The 14224-nt window shown below is 61.3% G+C and carries 16 protein-coding genes; 6 read left to right on the forward strand and 10 right to left on the reverse strand.

The window, feature by feature from the left end:
- From K6N12_RS22720 to K6N12_RS22735, 4 genes are all read right to left on the reverse strand, one after another.
- Nucleotides 1-238 (reverse strand): porin (locus K6N12_RS22720; protein WP_222148975.1); only part of this gene is annotated, 238 nt, incomplete at its 3' end.
- Nucleotides 239-908: 670 nt separating this feature from the next.
- Nucleotides 909-1397: an Lrp/AsnC family transcriptional regulator gene (locus tag K6N12_RS22725; protein WP_003540387.1), complete on the reverse strand. Its 489-nt coding sequence runs from the start codon at nt 1395-1397 to the stop codon at nt 909-911.
- A 69-nt stretch (nt 1398-1466) separates the two neighbouring features.
- A complete protein-coding gene (locus K6N12_RS22730; protein WP_097625764.1) occupies nt 1467-2099 on the reverse strand; it encodes a uracil-DNA glycosylase family protein in 633 nt (210 codons plus the stop codon).
- A gap of 4 nt (nt 2100-2103) precedes the next feature.
- The gene (locus K6N12_RS22735; protein ID WP_097625765.1) at nt 2104-2661 is read right to left on the reverse strand and encodes a thermonuclease family protein; all 558 of its coding nucleotides are present in this window, start codon (nt 2659-2661) and stop codon (nt 2104-2106) included.
- A gap of 106 nt (nt 2662-2767) precedes the next feature.
- Between K6N12_RS22735 and K6N12_RS22740 the strand changes: the two genes are divergently transcribed.
- A complete protein-coding gene (locus K6N12_RS22740; RefSeq protein WP_097625766.1) occupies nt 2768-4303 on the forward strand; it encodes a sensor histidine kinase in 1536 nt (511 codons plus the stop codon).
- Between the two features lie 48 nt (nt 4304-4351).
- Here the strand turns inward: K6N12_RS22740 and K6N12_RS22745 are convergent, their stop codons facing one another.
- Both K6N12_RS22745 and cobT read right to left on the reverse strand, forming a co-directional pair.
- Nucleotides 4352-4741, reverse strand: coding sequence for a diacylglycerol kinase (locus K6N12_RS22745; protein WP_097626049.1), 390 nt, complete (start codon nt 4739-4741; stop codon nt 4352-4354).
- A 233-nt stretch (nt 4742-4974) separates the two neighbouring features.
- Nucleotides 4975-5991 carry a nicotinate-nucleotide--dimethylbenzimidazole phosphoribosyltransferase gene (gene cobT, locus K6N12_RS22750; protein WP_097625767.1) on the reverse strand — a complete coding sequence of 339 codons (1017 nt, stop codon included), beginning with the start codon at nt 5989-5991 and terminating at the stop codon, nt 4975-4977.
- A 188-nt stretch (nt 5992-6179) separates the two neighbouring features.
- Between cobT and K6N12_RS22755 the strand changes: the two genes are divergently transcribed.
- The 5 genes from K6N12_RS22755 to K6N12_RS22775 all read left to right on the forward strand — a co-directional run bounded on the left by K6N12_RS22755 (nt 6180) and on the right by K6N12_RS22775 (nt 9561).
- Complete coding sequence (locus K6N12_RS22755) at nt 6180-6962, forward strand: adenosylcobinamide-GDP ribazoletransferase (RefSeq protein ID WP_097625768.1); 783 nt, start codon at nt 6180-6182, stop codon at nt 6960-6962.
- A gap of 18 nt (nt 6963-6980) precedes the next feature.
- Nucleotides 6981-7199, forward strand: coding sequence for a DUF1289 domain-containing protein (locus tag K6N12_RS22760; RefSeq protein ID WP_097626050.1), 219 nt, complete (start codon nt 6981-6983; stop codon nt 7197-7199).
- Nucleotides 7196-7897: a TIGR02281 family clan AA aspartic protease gene (locus K6N12_RS22765; protein ID WP_097625769.1), complete on the forward strand. Its 702-nt coding sequence runs from the start codon at nt 7196-7198 to the stop codon at nt 7895-7897. The genes K6N12_RS22760 and K6N12_RS22765 overlap by 4 nt, the downstream gene beginning before the upstream one ends.
- 185 nt (nt 7898-8082) lie before the next feature.
- Nucleotides 8083-8520 carry an EamA family transporter gene (locus K6N12_RS22770; RefSeq protein WP_097625770.1) on the forward strand — a complete coding sequence of 146 codons (438 nt, stop codon included), beginning with the start codon at nt 8083-8085 and terminating at the stop codon, nt 8518-8520.
- Between the two features lie 117 nt (nt 8521-8637).
- Entirely contained in the window at nt 8638-9561 is a 924-nt protein-coding gene (locus tag K6N12_RS22775; protein WP_097625771.1) for a LysR family transcriptional regulator, read from the forward strand.
- On the opposite strand, the gene K6N12_RS22780 is transcribed toward K6N12_RS22775, so the two are convergent.
- From K6N12_RS22780 to K6N12_RS22795, 4 genes are all read right to left on the reverse strand, one after another.
- Nucleotides 9524-10261: an SDR family oxidoreductase gene (locus K6N12_RS22780; protein ID WP_097625772.1), complete on the reverse strand. Its 738-nt coding sequence runs from the start codon at nt 10259-10261 to the stop codon at nt 9524-9526. The two genes, K6N12_RS22775 and K6N12_RS22780, sit on opposite strands and share 38 nt — an antisense overlap.
- Nucleotides 10262-10371: 110 nt before the next feature.
- On the reverse strand, nt 10372-11133 hold the full coding sequence (locus tag K6N12_RS22785) for an ABC transporter permease (RefSeq protein ID WP_012557935.1): 762 nt from the start codon (nt 11131-11133) through the stop codon (nt 10372-10374).
- The gene (locus tag K6N12_RS22790) at nt 11130-12056 is read right to left on the reverse strand and encodes an ABC transporter ATP-binding protein (RefSeq protein WP_097625773.1); all 927 of its coding nucleotides are present in this window, start codon (nt 12054-12056) and stop codon (nt 11130-11132) included. The genes K6N12_RS22785 and K6N12_RS22790 overlap by 4 nt, the downstream gene beginning before the upstream one ends.
- Nucleotides 12057-12515: 459 nt before the next feature.
- Complete coding sequence (locus K6N12_RS22795; RefSeq protein ID WP_097625775.1) at nt 12516-14129, reverse strand: glycoside hydrolase family 43 protein; 1614 nt, start codon at nt 14127-14129, stop codon at nt 12516-12518.
- Nucleotides 14130-14224: the final 95 nt, after the last annotated feature.

Genomic DNA, 14224 nt, shown 5'->3' on the forward strand with positions numbered 1-14224 from the left:
TGCTGACCGAGCCATTGAGCGGCTGATCACCAACGTCGACCTGGAAACGGATGTAGCCTTCGATCTTGAGGCAGGTTTCGGTGCCCGGGATGTAGAAATAGCCGGTGCCGTAAGCGTCGCAGACGCGAACATATTCAACCGGTTCCGGCTCAGCAGCAACGATAGCGTCAGCTGCAAGAACCGGCGTCGATGCAGCAAACGCTGCTGCTGATGCAAGCAAAACCATTCTGATGTTCATTTACCAATCCATTCCTTTGTCGATCGGGGCTGGCTTCCAATCGGGTAGTCGATTTGAAGCCGGCCCAGTTTGAACAGCCATCTCGGCGTGCGGATCGATCGAACCGCCAAACCGTCATCACATACCAAGCTTTATCAAGCAATTCTTGATACACGCCGGATGGCTGCCGCAAAGCAACTTTCCCCAACAGCGTGATTTTTATACAACAATTTCAATTATATAGAGAGAAAAACACACCAAGCGGCTCCGCGACGGAAATCCTCCATCGCAAGCCGCAAATGCTATACCCCATTTGTCAAATCTTCACCGTTCGACCCCCGTCGAACATTATTGGTGAAGTGCATAAACTCTACCGCCGGCTAATCAACACATACAAGGCAGCGGTTTGGAACATGGTGTCCTGAATTCGATACCAATGAGACGAAATAATGACATAGCGCTCGTTGGCTGTGTTCAACATAGCGCCGTATTCCTTACCAGGCTATGTATTTTTTCGGAATCTTGGTGGGATTCGAGCGTTTTTTCGCTATTTCCTGGGCTTTTTTGCAGTCAGGATGACATTCCGCTGCTACCCTTGCCGGATCCGTGAAATCAGAATGTGGCGGAATCGACCGAGACAGCACACTCTTCGCGTCTCTGGACCGTGCGGCTGCAAGGCCGCACGGCGATTTCAATCCTCGTTGGATTTGGCATTGTCGAGAATCATGTAGTCGAGCGGCAGTTGCGTCGAATACTTGATCTGCTCCATCGCAAAGGCGGAGGAGACGTCGCGAATCTCGATCTTGGCGATCATCCGCTTATAAAAGGCATCATAAGCGGCAATATCGGGCACGACGACTCGCAAGAGATAGTCGACATCTCCGCTCATCCGATAGAATTCCACCACTTCGGGGAATTCGGCGACCACTTCGGAAAAGCGCCGCAGCCACTCGATCGAATGGGTGGCCGTGCGAATCGACACGAACACGGTGACCTTGGTGTTGACCTTCTCCGGATCGAGGATGGCGACCCGGCGCTTGATGACGCCGTCTTCTTCCATTTTCTGGATGCGCCGCCAGCATGGCGTCGTCGAAAGCCCGACTTTTTTGGCGAGATCGGCCACGGCAAGGGTCGAATCTTCTTGCAGCAGACGCAGTATTTTTCGGTCGAGGCGGTCCATTCGCGCAACAGTCCTTTCGAATTATTTTCTTTGTATAACGCGATTCCGCACGACGAAAAGAATTTTGTTTCAGGAAAGCAGCATTTTCGTTCGATCCTGCAGGACTGGGAGCAATTCCTTCTCGAACCATGGATTGCGCTTCAGCCACCCGCTGTTGCGCCAACTCGGATGCGGCAGCGGCAGCACCGCCGGTGACCGGTTAGACAGAAGAGCGTCCCGCCATGCCCGCACCGTTTCGGTCATATTGCCCCGCCTTTCGCCCTCCATGTGCCAGGCCTGCGCATATTGGCCGATGACCAGCACCAGTTCGATCTGCGGCATGGCCGCAATCACCTTTTCCCGCCACAACGGCGCGCATTCGCGACGCGGCGGCAGATCTGCACCCTTGTCGTCATAGCCGGGAAAGCAGAAACCCATCGGCACGATGGCGAATCGATCGCGGTCGTAAAAGCTTGCCCTGTCAACGCCGAGCCATGTCCGCAGCCGGTCGCCCGAAGCATCGTCGAACGGCAGGCCGCTCTCATGCACTCGGAGCCCGGGCGCCTGCCCGGCGATCAGGATGCGTGCGTTCGACGAAATCACAGCCACAGGCCGTGGCTCGTGCGGCAGCCGATATGCAAGGCCTTTTGCCGGCGCGTCACGACAGATGCGGCAGGAGGCGATCTCCAGCCGCAGCATCTCCAGCCTGGCTTCGTCGCTCATCGCTTCACTCCCATCCGACGATCCGCCTGATGAAGCGTAGCGGGCCGTGGAAATCGGAACTCTGGCGCGCATGGTCGCGCACATCGCGCGGCCGCTCGAAAGTTCCGGCCCAGAGGCCCGCCTTGGCAGCCCTCGCCTCGGCCTCCTCCCTGCCATAACCGCCATAGGCGATGGCCATGCCCCGGCGCACCATAGCCGCGTTGATGTCGCCGCCCGTCCCGCTCCGGCAGATGACGAGCAGCCTGTCGTAGCGGTCGCGCCGGCTCCCCTGGCAAAGCGTTCCCGATGCCACGACCATGCCTTGCAGCGCCTCGCGCGCCGCCCGCCCGCAGGCCCAGGCATGTCCCGCCCGCTCGCAGCTTTGGTTAAGCTCCGGTGCATCGATGCCTTCAAGGCGCAAACGTACATCTCCCAAGCTTAGACTGTCGCCATCGGCAGCATGGAAAGCGCCCGCATGCTCAATTTTTGCTGCATCGTTGAACTTGGCGGCGATCAGCGCCAGGAGCGCCAGCAGAGCAAAAGCGGTCACGCCGTCGCGAATCAGGCGCAGGCTCCGTGTCACGCTTTCGCCTCCTTAAAAAACAAATCCTTGGCAAAGATGGCAAACATCTTCTTAAGAATTGCCGGTTAAGCTCTTATCCACCCTGGGATGAAGTTTCAACGTGCACATGAGTACCGGCGTCAGCACATCGACCGACAAGATTATCGTCGACAGGTCGCGCAGCCACCGCAACAAGGCCGTTTCCAAGGCCGTGCGGCAAACGCGCGAACGTCTTCAGTCCGGCCATGCGTCCAATTCTTCCTTCGATCGTGACGTGCTCAAGATGTATGTAGCGTCGATGCTGCAGGGCGCGACGATCATGCCGCTCTTCATCGTCCTCATCACCGCGCTTGGCGTCTATATCACTGAAGATACGCAGTTGCTCTTCTGGGCGCTGCTGACGCTCACCTGTCAAACCGGCAATATCCTGCTTGCCCGGCGCGCGCGCCGGCAGGAAATCACCCCGGAGAGCGCCCGCAAATGGCGCCGCCTGCTGCTGCTCGGCCAGTTCCTGCTCGGCTGCTGCTGGGCGGTCTTCGCGCTGCAGGGCTGCGACACCTGCGAGCCGTCCAGCTTCATCCTTTATAAGGGCGCGACGCTGCTGATCGCGCTCTCCGTCACGGCGATGTCCAATTTCATGCTGACGCCCGCCGTGCTTGTCGCCTTCTCGCCGGCGATCCTGGCGCTTGCCGCCAAGAGCGGCCTGTCGCGCGATCTCCTCGAAATCAGCCTGACGGGGCTCTTCACCAGTACCCTCGTCTTCTTCAACTATATCAGCGATCGGCTGTTCAAGTCGAACCTCAGGATCCTTTCCTACCAGTCGGAGAAGGACGACCTGATCGCCGAACTTGAAGTGGCGAAATCGATGTCGGACGAGGCGCGTCGCCGCGCCGAAGAGGCAAACCTCGCCAAGTCCCGCTTCCTTGCCTCCATGTCGCACGAGCTCAGGACCCCGCTCAACGCCATCCTCGGCTTCTCCGAGGTGATGTCGGCGGAAGTCATGGGGCCGCTCGCCAATCCGACCTACAAGGAATATGCCGGCGATATCCACCGCTCCGGCCAGCATCTACTCGATCTCATCAACGAGATCCTCGACCTCTCCCGCATCGAGGCCGGCAAATACGAGCTCAGCGAGGAGGCGATCTCGCTTCTCGATATCACCGAAGATTGCATCGGCATGGTCCAGCTGCGGGCCCGCGCCAAGAACATCGCCATTTCGGATCAATTCGAACGTCAGTTGCCGGCCATCTGGGCGGATGAAAAGTCTATGCGCCAGGTGGTGCTCAACCTTCTCTCTAATGCGGTCAAGTTCACGCCGCAGGGCGGCGAAATTCACGTCAAGGTCGGCTGGACCGCCGGCGGCGGACAGTACATCTCCATCAAGGACAACGGCCCCGGTATTCCGGAAGAGGAAATTCCCGTCGTCCTGTCGGCCTTCGGCCAAGGCTCGATCGCCATCAAGAGCGCCGAACAGGGCACCGGCCTCGGCCTGCCGATCGTCCAGGCGATCCTTGCCAAGCATGACGGACAATTCCTGCTGAAGTCGAAGCTGCGCGAAGGCACCGAGGTCATCGCCATCCTGCCGGCCAAGCGCGTGCTGCAGAGCCTGCCGGCCGTGGAAGAGGCTCAGGCGGTCGCGCGCAAGCGCAAGAGTTTTGCCTGATTCAGCTAAAGCATGATGCCGAAAAGTGTGAGCGGTTTTCGGACGACATCATGCGGATCCAAAGAAGATATGTTTGCCGAGGACGAAGCCGAGATAGAGGCAGCAGGCGGCAATCATGCAGCTCACCGCGAAGGAGCCGAGATCCTTGGCATGTTTGCCGACGATCGAAATCTCCGGCGAAATCCGGTCGATCACCTCCTCGACAGCGGTATTCATTGCCTCCATCGAAAACAGCCCGAGAAACAGAACCACCGCTACGACGATCTCGCCGGCGGTCGCCCCGACCAGCGCCAGCGCCGCGATCGAAACGACGAAGAAACCGAGTTCCTGGCGGAAGGCTGCTTCTCTCAGAACGCGCAGGAAGCCTGCCCAGGAATAGCTGGCGGCGGCGGTGAAATGCCGAAATCCGGTCTCTTTCGTCACCGCACGCTTCGTCAAGGCGCCCCTCTCCTCTTGCAGACCGGGAAAGGCTTTGCCGCCCCGCTTGATGACCGAATACGCAGATACCGAATCCATCTGGGCGGCGCAAGCGAAGCCGCGTGCGGATAAAGCATGTCGCGCAAAAGCGTGCAGCGGTTTTGCGGCAACGACATGCGTAAAAACAAAGAGCTAAAGCAGGTCGCATGCATCGAGTTTGACGCGACGCGCTTTAGGCGGCGCCGACCGCGGCGTCAGTCTTTGTTGGTCACGCCGGCCTGGGCAAAGGTCGCCATGCCGGAATGGCAGGCAGCGGCTGCTTTGACGATGCCGGCGGCGAGTGCCGCCCCGGTACCTTCGCCGAGCCGCATGCCAAGCGCCAGAAGCGGCGTCTTGCCGAGCATCTCGATCGCGCGCAGATGTCCGGGCTCGGCGGAGACGTGGCCGATCAGGCAATGGTCGAGCGCAGATGGATTGGCGGCTTTGAGGATCGCCGCAGCGGCGGTTGCGACGTAACCGTCGATCAGCACCGGGATGCGCTCCATGCGGGCGGCAAGGATGGCGCCGGCCATCGCCGCAATCTCACGGCCGCCGAGCCGGCGCATGATTTCCAGGGGATCGTCGAGATGATCGCCGTGGAGTTCCACGGCCTTTTCCACCGCCGCGACCTTGCGCTCCAGCATCTCGCCTTGCGAACCGGTGCCGGGTCCGACCCAGTCCCGTGCCGAACCGCCATAGAGCGCATAGTTGATCGCCGCGGCAATCGTCGTATTGCCGATGCCCATTTCGCCGATGCAGAGCAGGTCGGTGCCGCCGGCGATTGCCTCCATGCCGAAGGCCATAGTCGCGGCGCAATCGCGCTCGGAAAGAGCTGCCTCCTCGGTGATGTCGCCGGTGGGATAATCGAGCGCCAGATCGAAAACCTTCAGCCCGAGATCGTAAGCGACGCAGATCTGATTGATCGCAGCGCCGCCGGCTGCAAAGTTCTCGACCATCTGCTGTGTCACGGCCGGCGGAAAGGGTGTGATTCCCTGCCTGGTGACGCCGTGATTGCCGGCGAAGATCGCCACCAGCGGCCGGTTGACGGCAGGGGGGCGGCCAGTCCAGGCGGCAAGCCAGAATGCGATTTCTTCAAGCCGTCCGAGCGCGCCCGGAGGCTTGGTCAGTTGCGCGTCGCGTTCGCGTGCGGCCACCAGCGCACGGGCATCCGGCCCCGGCAGGTCGCGGAGCAGGGTACGGAAATCGTCGAACGGCAGGCCTGAAACGCTCATCTGTGCGGCTTTCCTATGAATCCGGGTATTCTTGTTTTCACGCAAACCACTTGTTTGCGTCGGGCAAATCAGCTTCTTTGCGGGTCGCAACCCTCTTAAAGCGGCCAGCCGGGGCGAACAACAGCAAAAGCGCCGCCGCGACCATAAGCCGGGGCCAAAAGCCGAAACCTTGGACAGAACGAAGCAGAATGAAGATCAAGGACCATGCGGTCGATACCGCCCGCGCCGTCGCCTTCCTCAGCCGCATTCCCATGCCGCCATCGCTGTTCAAAACCTACGACGGCAGGCTCGGCCGGCTGGTGCGCGCCTTTCCCTTCGCCGGCATCGTCATCGGCCTTGTTCCCGCACTCGCCCTGCTCCTCCTTCTGGGGCTGCGCGCCGATCCGCTGATGGCTGCCCTGATCGCGCTGTCCACCCAGGCTGTCGTCACCGGCGCACTGCACGAGGACGGCCTGGCCGATACTGCCGACGGCATCGGCGGTGGCAAGAGCCGCGAGCAAAGCCTCGAGATCATGAAGGACAGCCGGATCGGCAGCTACGGCGCGATCGCGCTGGTCCTCTCCTTCGCGATCCGCGCGGCAGCACTTGCCGCCATCGCCCGCCACGCCTCGCCGCTCACTTCAGCCCTTGCCATTCCCGCCGTCGCAGCACTCAGCCGCGGCGCCATCGCCTGGCACTGGCAGCGGCTGCCGCCGGCTAAGGCCGATGGCGTCGCCGCCTCTACCGGCCAGCCGGATGAGGCGGCAATGCAGTTTGCCCTCGCCTCGGCCGGCCTTGTCGCAGCGCTTCTGATCTGGCCTGCCCTCGGCCTGCGTCCGCTGGTCGCTAGCCTGCTTGCCACCGGCATCGCTGCGCTTGCCTTTACCGCTTTCATCCGCCGCAAGCTTGCCGGCCACACCGGCGACACGCTGGGCGCGACGCAGCAAATTTGCGAGATCGCCACGCTTTGCGCCCTTGCCACGGCTCTTTGAAACTCCGATATGTCCTTCATGCAAACACCCTGCATTCACGTCTGCTCCATGGTTTCCGCCACCGGATTTTGCGCCGGATGCGGCCGGACTCTTCAGGAAATCGGCAGCTGGATGAGCTACTCCGACATCGAGCGGAGACGGATCATGGCCTTGCTGCCGGCAAGGCTTGCGGGCGCCGCTGCGCTATCGAACGACATGAAAACAGGCCACGCCAGCGGGCCGGAGCGACCTTCATGATCCGTTTGACCGTCTTCCTCGTCGTGATAGGCATCGGCCTTGCGGTGCTGATCGTCAACAATGACAGCAGCCGGATCCTCGGCCTGCAGAGCGATGACTTCGTCCGCGTCGTCTATCTGCTGCCGATCGCGCTGATGCTGTCGGCCGGCATCTGGGCGCGCCGGAACAGCGTTAGTGAGACGATGCGCCAGATGATAATCTGGCTGGTGATCATCCTGGCGCTCGTGACCGTCTATCTCTATCGTCAGGAAGCGCTCGGCGTCGGCAACCGGCTGCTCGCCGGCCTCGTTCCCGGCCGCGCCGTCGTCGCCACCACAAGCGAAGGCGGCCAGGAGATCATCCTGCACAAGCTGCTGAATGGCCATTTCGAAGCCGATGTCGCCGTCAACGGCCAAACGATCGAGATGCTCGTCGACACCGGCGCCAGCATGGTGGCGCTGTCCCACGAAGATGCCGAGCGGATCGGCATCGACCTCTCCGGCCTCAGCTATTCGATGACTGTCATGACCGCCAACGGCCGCGGCCGCGCAGCACCCGTCACGCTCGACCAGGTGGCAATCGGCCCGATCGTCCGCAACAATGTCGCAGCCAGCGTCGCCGAGGACGGCCGGCTCGACCAGAGCCTGCTCGGCATGAGCTTCCTGGAAACGCTCGGCTCCCTGCAGATGCAGACCGACGAATTGCGCATGCGCGACTGAGCCGCAGCGCTCGCGATCCGCAGTCGGCACGGCTTTACGGCAGCGTTCGCATCTGTCACCTTCAGGCGCAACAACAAGACCACAAAGAGCAAAAAGAAACTCCTAGTCTGGTGGCACCCCGCATGCTCGACCGGCCTTGGCCTGCGGCAAAGGCCCTGACCCATGGGTGCGACAGGAGTTTCGCGATGAATTCACTCTGGCCGATCATCATCGGCGGTATTCTGCCCGCCATTTTCTGGGGCATCACCGCTATCTTCCAGAAGCAGAGCGCCACCGCCGCGACCGGATCCGCCGTCTATCTGATCGCCTTCGGCGCCGCCTGCGCGCTTGCCGGCCTGATTGCCGCGCTGATCTGGCGCCCTGCCCCCTGGACCGCCGAAGGCCTCGGTTTTGCCGCCACCGCCGGCGCCTGCTTCGCCGTCGGCACCGGCCTCATCAGCTTCGCGCTCTTCGCTTATGGCGTCCCGGTGTCGAAACTCGCGCCCATCTGGAGCTGCAACGTGCTGGTGACGCTGGCAATCGGCGCTGCGTTTCTCGGCGAAGCTGCCGAACTCGACATTGTGAGGCTCGTCGCCGGCACCCTCCTCATCCTGTCGGGTGCTTTGCTGGTCAGCAGCGCCTGAGCGGAAAGGGCACAACACAGGCGGGCCCTTCGTCGCCAAAAATGCTCCCGCGTTGCAGCAGGTTCCGCTTTGTTGATATCCTGCGTCAAGGCGCCTGCGCGACCAGCGGAGCTTGAGATGAATCCACGACAATTAAAGACATTCCTCGCAGTGATACGGCATCAAAATCTCACCCGCGCCGCCGCCGAGGTCAACCTCGCCCAATCGAGCCTCAGCGACCAGATACAGGCGCTGGAGGAAGAGCTTGGCGTGGAACTCTTTCTCCGCTCCCGCCAGGGTGTCGCCCCGACGCCGGCAGGTGCGGCGCTAAAAGCCTATGCGGAGGAGATCCTGGCGCTGAATGACGAGGCAAAGGCCGCCGTCTATGCTGCAGCCGGCAGAAGCGAGCAGTCCATCTTCCTGGGCACGCTCGAAACCATCGCCGCCGAAAGGTTGGCACCCTGGCTCTCTCTCTTCCGCAGGCAAAACCCCGGCCTCGTTCTCAAACTCAAGATTGGCGGCAGCGGCGAGCTGCTTGCCCAATTGCGGCACGGCTCGATTGACGTCGCCTTCACCTTCGATCGCGGTGAGCAGGACGAACGCTTTGCGACGCGCCGCATCTCCATCGAACCGCTGGTGTTGATCACGGGCCGCGATTCGCAGGTCCCGTCATTTGAAAGCCTTGCGGCGCTGAGCATGGCGCCCTTTGTCGCGACCGAAACCGGTTGCGTCTATCGCCACCTGTTCGATACAGCCTTTGCAGAGGCGGGCGTGACTGCGCCGCCCATCGTAACGGAAGCTGACAGTATCGCGACGATCATCCGGCTCGTTGCATCGGGCGCCGGTTACGGCCTCGTCCCGCGTATTGCAGTCGGCCCGGACGCTGGGCGCAGCGATGTCGTCGAATTGCCGTGGCCGGGCGAACCGCCCACCGCTTCGCTGGTGATGATGTGGCGGCGCCGGCGCGTGCAGCCGCCGACGCTCGCTCTCCTCCTGCAATCGGCCAGCGAAGAACTTTTGCCCCTCAGACCAGCCGATGCCCGCCTTCGACATGCAGGATAGTGCCTGTGGTGAAACCGTTGCCGATCAGGAAGCGGATCGCATCGGCGATATCCTCCGGCTGGCCGACACGTCCGGTGGGCAGGCGCTGCGCCATCGCATCCAGCGTTGCCTGCTTGGCGTCCCCAGCAACGAAGCTCCAGATCGGCGTATCCACCCATCCCGGTGACACGGCATTGATACGGATTGGCGCCAATTCGACGGCGAGCGCCCTGACCAGACCTTCAAGCGCCGCATTGACGGCGGCGACCACCGATCCGCGCGCTGCCGGTCGATAGGCAGCGACTCCAGAGGTAAAGGTGATCGATCCCGACGGCGGCAGGTGGTCGGCGCCGTATTTCGCCAGCAGCAGCGGCCCGTAAAATTTGCTCGCGACCACGCGCTGCGCCGCGGCAAGCTCGATCGACGGCAGCAATTGATAGGCGCCTTCAATATCGGCGGCCGTGCTGACGATATGGTCGACCGCCCCGGTGATGCGAAAGAGTGCCGCGACTTCCTCCTCCTGCGATATGTCGAAAGCGTGGGTTCCAAGTTTCGGGTTGTCGCCGAGCTGGCGGCAAGCTGCCGCAAGCCTCTCTTGACTGCGCCCCGCGATCGTCACCGAGGCGCCCTCATCGAGCAGGCGCCTGGCAAGCGCGAACCCCATGCCCGAGCTGCCGCCGACGATCAACACCTTCGCACCTTCGATCTTGATTGTAGTCATCTCGCATCTCCATTTGAATGGGAGAGCAGATGCCTCGACTCGAAGCAGAAGAAAAACGGAAGAAACCGATAGCATCATCGGCTTTCCCGATGATGCTGTTCAGGAAACGATCAATTGCGCAGCCGGTAGCCGGTCTTGAAGATCCAGCCGAGCGTGCCAAGGCATATCGCCAGGAACACCGTGATCATCGCCAGGCTAATCGCCGGGTTGACGTCGGCGATCCCGTAAAAACTCCAGCGGAAGCCGCTGACGAGATAGAGCACCGGGTTGAGATGGCTGACCGCCTGCCAGAAGGGCGGCAGCATATTGACAGAATAGAAGCTGCCGCCGAGGAAGGTCAGCGGCGGCACGACCAGCATGGGAATGAGGTTCAGCTGCTCGAAATTGCCGGCCCAGATGCCGATCATAAAGCCGAACAGACTGAAGGTGACGGCCGTCAGCAAGAAGAACAGGATCATCATGAAGGGATGCTCGATCCTGACGTCGACGAAGAGATTGGCCGTAAGCAGGATGATGAAGCCGATGATCATGCCCTTGGTGGCGGCGGCCCCGACGTAACCGAGCAGGATCTCGGTCATCGCCACCGGCGCGGAGAGCACTTCGTAGATCGTGCCGGTGAATTTCGGAAAATAAATGCCGAAGGAACCGTTGCTGATGCACTGGCCAAGCAGCGTCAGCATGATCAGGCCCGGCGTGATAAAGGCGCCGTAGGACACGCCCTCCACCTCCTGGATACGCGATCCCACAGCCGCACCGAAGACGATGAAATAGAGCGAGGTCGAGATGACGGGCGAGATGACGCTCTGCAGCAGCGTGCGGCGCGTGCGCGCCATCTCGAAGAAATAGATCGATTTGATCGCCTCGACGTTCATTTGTCCGCTCCTACCAGCGCCACGAAGATGTCTTCGAGCGAACTCTGCCGCGTCGAGAGATCTTTGAAATGGATATTGTTTTCACCCAGCCGGGTCAGCAGCGCCGCAATGCTTTCCTGCTCGTTGTCGGCGTCAAAATCGTAAGTCAGCCGGCCGCCGCCGGCTTCCAGCGTCAACCCGTTGCCGGTAAAACAATCCGGAAGCCGTTCGAGCGGTTCGGTGAGATCGAGGATGAGCTGCTTGCGGCCGAGCTTTGCCATCAAAGCCGCCTTGTCTTCGACGAGCAGCAATTGCCCGCCGTTGATCACGCCGACGCGGTCGGCAATTTCCTCGGCCTCCTCGATATAATGGGTGGTCAGGATGATGGTAACGCCCGAGGCCCGAAGCTCCTGAACGACATTCCACATGTCCTTGCGCAACGTCACATCGACACCGGCTGTGGGTTCGTCGAGGAAAAGGATATCCGGCTCATGTGAGAGCGCCTTGGCGATCAGCACACGCCGTTTCATGCCGCCGGAGAGCTGGCGCAGCATATTGTCCTTCTTGTCCCAGAGAGAAAGCGCGCGCAGCACTTTCTCGATATGGGCGGGATTGGCCTTCTTGCCGTGCAGCCCGCGCGAAAAGCTCACCGTATTGAACACCGTCTCGAACTGATCGGTGGTCAGTTCCTGCGGCACCAGCCCGATCATCCCGCGTGTGGCGCGGAAATCCTTGACGACATCGTGGCCGGCGACCAGCACCTTGCCGCCGCTCGGATTAGCAATGCCGCAGATGATCGAAATCAACGTCGTCTTGCCCGCGCCGTTCGGCCCGAGCAGCGCCAGGATCTCACCCTTTTCGACGTCGAGGTTGATGCCTTTCAGCGCCTCGAACCCATTGGCGTAGGTCTTGGTAAGATTCTGAACGGAAATGATGGGGGCCATGCGTTACTCTTGAGGATTATCGAAGTATTTCGGCCCGCTATATAATGCCTTCATGACGCTTTGACATCCTTGGGAACGTGAACACTGCATTCGCGCCTTGCCAACACACGGCTGCCCACTGGCGTCGGATCTTTTGCGAGAGCCGCCCCGTTCCGGTGAAAAGAAATATAGCCGCCGTCGATGTCATCATCCGGTGATCTTCGTGCCCGATAAAGGAACCGAGGCCAGCACCGGCATCCGCCCCGCCGCCCATTCCTTGCGGAGCCGTCTTCGGGTGTTCTCGTTGCACCCATTTTCCGCTGCCTCGGCATGTAGTGAAAGTTATTGTTCAGTCACGAAGTGCTTGGAACCGGCCAGCATCCCCTGTTCAGCCGCGTTCGTCTTAGCCGGCCCTGCGCCGGCTTTCTTTTTGGCAGGTCGAAACTTCAAAGGCGTGGGCGGGCGGTGAGCAGTGCTCCCTCACAATTCGTCATAGTTGAACCAGTCGAAATCCGCGATCTTCCCGCGTCCCGACGTATCGAAGGCAAACACACCGGTGAAGGAGCCGGTGAAGGAGCCATGTTCGCCGCGTCCGCCCTCGTCGGAAATCATGCCGGCGTCGAGGATCGGGCCGATCGGCTGCCAAGCGCCCTTGCCCTCGGTCTGCCAGAAGAATTGCAGATCGTTCTCGCGAATTTCCATGGCGAGCTGGACACGGCCCTCAGCAGCGATCGCCACACCGCTTTCGGCGGGGAAGCTGAGGCGTCCGTTCGGATAATCGCCATTGCAGGAGAGGATCGTCACGCAGCGGCCGAGTGTTTCGTGCAGCGTCACGGCAACGGCGTGGAATTTATGGCGGTTGTAATAATGCGTCAGCCCCGCGACCTGCTGATAGGTGTCGGGCGCGAACTCGACAACGGTCTCGGCGCGGAAGCTGTGATGCTCCTGCCGACGGGCGACCAGCGACTGCTCGAACCAGGAGCCGATACTTTCGCGGGCAATCAGCCTGAGATGGCCGGGGCGGTCCGTCAGGTTGAAAATGCGCTCGGGCTCGGGCGTGCGCAGCCATTGGAAATCGGCCGGCAGCGTGCCGCCGTCGAAGCTGTATTCGCTGCGCATCGGCTTTTCCGCAGGCACGGCGCCGAAGAGGCCGGGCACATCGACATCGGGCACCGAGGTGCCATTTTCGAGATAGAGCCAGTCGTCATCGCCCCAGACGCATTTCTGCAGGCTCGTCTCCCGCCCCAGCGTGCAGCGCCGCTTCGGCGGCAGCGGTCGGCCGCAGAGATGGGTGTGATAGGCCTCACCCTCCGGCGTCTCGACATATTGGCCGTGTCCTGCCCGTTGCAGCACCGCGCCGGGATGATCCTTGGAGGTGATGAGATGCATGTTCGGATGCATCTCATAAGGCCCTTCGATGCGGCGCGAGCGCGCCATGGTGACGGCGTGGTCGTAGCCCGTACCACCCTCGGCGGTCGTCAGATAATACCAGCCGTTCTTCTTGAAGAGATGCGGGCCTTCGACGAGGCCGAGCGGACTGCCGGCAAAGATATTCTTGATCGGGCCTTTCAGCGCCTTGGTCGCCGGGTCCCATTCCTGCAGCAGGATGCCGTCGAAGGCCGGCGACTTCGGCGAGCCGCCATAGCTTTCGGTGCGGTGGTTCCATTGCATGTTGACGAACCACTTGCGGCCGTCTTCGTCATGGAACAGCGAGGGATCGAAGCCGGAGGAATTGACATAGACGGGATCGGACCATTCGGCCTCGATCGAGGGCGCGGTGACGATATAGTTCGGTGCATCCTTGAAACTGCCATCGAAGCGCTTGACGTCGGTATAGACGAGCCAGAATTGCCCGTCGGCATAGGAAAGGCACGGCGCCCAGATGCCGCAGCTGTCGGGATTGCCGCGCATGTCGAGCTGCGATCGGCGCTCCAGCGGCCGCCGCACCAGCGTCCAGTTCACCAGGTCGCGCGAATGGTGGATCTGCACGCCGGGATACCATTCGAAGGTCGAGGTGGCGATGTAATAATCCGCGCCGACGCGGCAGATTGACGGATCGGGGTTGAACCCGGGCAGGATGGGATTGCGGATCATGAAGGCCTCCTCCTAGCTATTATTGTGGTACGTACGTCAGATACGGGGCCGAGATATCTCACGTCTCGCCCACATTCCTGTGCTTGTCACAGGAA

The sequence above is a fragment of the Rhizobium redzepovicii genome, assembly GCF_019793435.1.
GTDB lineage: Bacteria > Pseudomonadota > Alphaproteobacteria > Rhizobiales > Rhizobiaceae > Rhizobium > Rhizobium redzepovicii.